The sequence below is a fragment of the Methanobrevibacter sp. genome (assembly GCF_017468685.1).
In the GTDB taxonomy this organism is placed as follows: domain Archaea; phylum Methanobacteriota; class Methanobacteria; order Methanobacteriales; family Methanobacteriaceae; genus Methanocatella.
The window spans coordinates 1-2872 of sequence record NZ_JAFUHT010000056.1 but is presented as its reverse complement, the minus strand read 5'-3'; the positions used below and the strand labels follow the sequence as shown (position 1 = coordinate 2872).

Genomic DNA, 2872 nt, shown 5'->3' with positions numbered 1-2872 from the left:
TGCAACAGCAAGAAGCAGCCCAAGCACAATTTGAAGCTCAGAAAAAACAAATTTTAGGCCAAATTTTAACTTCTGAAGCTCGTAACAGATTAGCTAACCTCAAATTAACTAAACCGGAACTTGTCAATCAAATTGAAATTCAACTGATTCAATCTGCTCAAGCCGGTAGTTTAAGAGGAAAAGTCACTGATGAACAACTTAAAGTTCTTCTAAGACAGATTGCTGGTCAGAAAAGGGAGATTAAAATTACAAGGAAATAGTGTCCATGAAAGCGGCTGTATTATATAGTGGTGGTAAGGATTCATCTTTTATGGCTGTCATGCTTAAAAGATTGGGTCTTGATGTCGAATTATGCACAGCAAACTTTGGTGTTTATGATTCATATATTCCTGCCAGCAAATCAGCAAAATCATTGGGTTTTAATCATAAGGTCTTAAATCTTGATTTGGATATTCTGGATAAAACCTGTGATATGATTATGAATGACGGATTTCCAAATGACGGAATAAAGTTCATTCACGAAACGGTCATTGAAAATGTTGCTGATGAATATGATATCATTGCCGATGGAACACGAAGGGATGACAGAACTCCTAAGCTCAATGTCAATCAGATCAGAAGTCTTGAAGATAGGAAAAATGTTCAATACATTAATTTGGACAGTTTTGGTCACAAATCTGTTAAGTTAATAACATCCAATCTTTTCGAGATATCTCATGAGAAAAGCAATAAGGACAACAGTTCTGATTATGAGGTTGAAATAAGGACTTTAATTGATGAGAAAGGAGGAAATTCTCTGGATATTTTCCCGGAACATTATCAAACTCGCGTTATAGGATATAAAAAATAATTATGCTTTATTAACAGGTGAAAAAATGAGTAGAAATAAACCATTAGCTAGAAAATTAAGAATGGCAAAAGCAAACAAACAAAATAGGAGAATTCCAATCTGGGCTTATGCTAAAACTAATCGTAAACTTAGATACAGACCTAAACCTAGACATTGGAGAAGAAACAGCCTTAAATTATAAGGGGGATTTATCATGGAAAGAGTTTACACAATTCCACTTAGAAATGTAAAAAACGTTAAAAGGACTATCAGAGCTCCTAGAGCAATTAGGGAGATTAAAAATTTCTTAACCAAACACATGAAAGCTAGTGATGTTAAAATCGATGAATCTATCAATCATGCTATTTGGGAAAGAGGTATTCAAAAAATACCTTCAAAAATAACTGTAAAAGCAGTTAAAGATGATGATGGTGTTGTAAAAGCTACTTTAGCAGAATAAGCACGTAATTTAATGTGAGGTAACAATATGTTAAAAAGAATAGATATTGTAGGAAATCCAAATATTGGAGTATTCGTTCTTGCAACAGACGACGTAGCTATTGTTCCTTATAATCTTTTAGATGAAAAAGCAGATATTATTAAGGAAACATTAGAAGTTGATGTTGTAAAATCTTCTATTTCTGGATCAAGCCTTATAGGATCTTTAGCTGTAGCTAATTCAAATGGTATTGTTGTTTCCCCACATGTTTTAGATAGAGAAGTTAAACAATTTGAGGAAATGGGATTAAACGTGGCAACTATTCCTGGTCAGTACACTGCTGTGGGAAATATCGTGGCAGCAAACGACAAAGGAGCAATAGCTTCACCATTTTTAAGCCCTGAAGCAATTCATGTTCTGGAAGAAACCCTTGACGTTGATGTCAAAACATCCCATATTGTAGGAAGCGACATTATAGGTTCCCTTATCAAGGTAACAAACAAAGGGTTTTTAATGAGTAAAAATGCACTTGCCTCAGAAGTTAACTTTGCTCGTGAAGTATTTGGTGTTGAAGGAGACATAGGTACTGTTGGAAGAGGTATTCCACTGGTCGGCGCATGCATTCTGGCGAATTCCAAAGGTGCAATTGTTGACAAGGACAGTACTGGTCCTGAAATGGCTAGAGTTGAAGAAGCATTAGGCTTTTTGGATGATGATTTTTAATTAATATAATCATGAGGGATTTTATATGATAACAAAAATTTACAGAGTTAAAGGTACTTTTGTAATGGGTGACGAATACCACGACTTTACTAAAGAATACAAAGCTACTTGTGAAAGCGACATAGAAAGCAAAATCTATGCAAACTTCGGAAGTAAACACGGTATTAACAGGAACCAAATTTCAATCGATTCCATCGAAGAAATTGCTCCTGAAGATGTGGAAGACCCAATCGTTAAAGAAATTTTATAGATGCATTGAGGGGTTAACATGGAAGATCAACAAAGATTAAACAATCTTGTTAATGAAATGAATGTATACAGGCAACAAGCAGATTTAATTCAACAGCAAATTGAATTGATTCAAGCTTCAATTGCTGAAGTTGACGCATTATTTGCAACCTTGGATGATATTGAAGGTAAAGATTCAGTAGAAGCTTTCGTACCTGTTGGTGCAGGTTCATTTGTCAAAGGTGAACTCAAAAGCACTGATGAAATTATCGTAAGTATCGGTGCGGGTATTGCTGTTAAAAAAGATGCAGAAGGTGCTCGTGAAATCTTATCTGGGCAAAAAGAGGAACTTATTGACAGCCGTGACAAGATGCTTGCAAACTTACAGCAAGTGACTGATATGGCTGGAAGTCTTCAGGCTCAGGCAGAACAAATCGCAGCAGCTGCTCAAGGTAATATGACCCAGATGGGTTAATATTATCAACTTTTTTTTTATTTTAATTTTCAATATGGTTAATGTGAGATGAGTGGTTCATCTCAAAGTAACATTAATGATTCGAGGATTTTTTGTGCTTCGGGTGCGTTTAGATCATCGAATTTGTTTAATTTTTTTATTAGTTTTCGGTAGTTGTTGTTGGATTTGTTTAGGTTGT

General features: G+C 35.0%; 7 protein-coding genes. All 7 read left to right on the top strand.

Annotated features, from left to right (window positions below):
• Positions 1–260, top strand: a 260-nt coding sequence (locus tag IJ258_RS07670; RefSeq protein ID WP_292805344.1) for a DNA-binding protein, incomplete at its 5' end; no start/stop codon positions are given.
• 5 nt (positions 261–265) lie between these two features.
• Complete coding sequence (locus IJ258_RS07665) at positions 266–850, top strand: hypothetical protein (protein ID WP_292805341.1); 585 nt, start codon at positions 266–268, stop codon at positions 848–850.
• Between the two features lie 25 nt (positions 851–875).
• Entirely contained in the window at positions 876–1031 is a 156-nt protein-coding gene (locus IJ258_RS07660; protein ID WP_149731730.1) for a 50S ribosomal protein L39e, read from the top strand.
• A gap of 12 nt (positions 1032–1043) precedes the next feature.
• Entirely contained in the window at positions 1044–1289 is a 246-nt protein-coding gene (locus IJ258_RS07655; RefSeq protein WP_292805338.1) for a 50S ribosomal protein L31e, read from the top strand.
• A gap of 27 nt (positions 1290–1316) precedes the next feature.
• Complete coding sequence (locus tag IJ258_RS07650; protein WP_292805335.1) at positions 1317–1991, top strand: translation initiation factor IF-6; 675 nt, start codon at positions 1317–1319, stop codon at positions 1989–1991.
• 25 nt (positions 1992–2016) lie between these two features.
• Positions 2017–2241 carry a 50S ribosomal protein L18Ae gene (gene rpl18a / locus IJ258_RS07645; RefSeq protein WP_292805332.1) on the top strand — a complete coding sequence of 75 codons (225 nt, stop codon included), beginning with the start codon at positions 2017–2019 and terminating at the stop codon, positions 2239–2241.
• An 18-nt stretch (positions 2242–2259) separates the two neighbouring features.
• Positions 2260–2694 carry a prefoldin subunit alpha gene (pfdA, locus tag IJ258_RS07640; protein ID WP_292805329.1) on the top strand — a complete coding sequence of 145 codons (435 nt, stop codon included), beginning with the start codon at positions 2260–2262 and terminating at the stop codon, positions 2692–2694.
• Positions 2695–2872 lie beyond the last annotated feature (178 nt).

Coding starts and splice junctions, on each gene's coding strand:
- pfdA (WP_292805329.1), top strand. CDS start 2,260: ATGGAAGATCAACAAAGATTAAACAATCTTGTTAATGAAATGAATGTA.
- IJ258_RS07650 (WP_292805335.1), top strand. CDS start 1,317: ATGTTAAAAAGAATAGATATTGTAGGAAATCCAAATATTGGAGTATTC.
- IJ258_RS07665 (WP_292805341.1), top strand. CDS start 266: ATGAAAGCGGCTGTATTATATAGTGGTGGTAAGGATTCATCTTTTATG.
- rpl18a (WP_292805332.1), top strand. CDS start 2,017: ATGATAACAAAAATTTACAGAGTTAAAGGTACTTTTGTAATGGGTGAC.
- IJ258_RS07655 (WP_292805338.1), top strand. CDS start 1,044: ATGGAAAGAGTTTACACAATTCCACTTAGAAATGTAAAAAACGTTAAA.
- IJ258_RS07660 (WP_149731730.1), top strand. CDS start 876: ATGAGTAGAAATAAACCATTAGCTAGAAAATTAAGAATGGCAAAAGCA.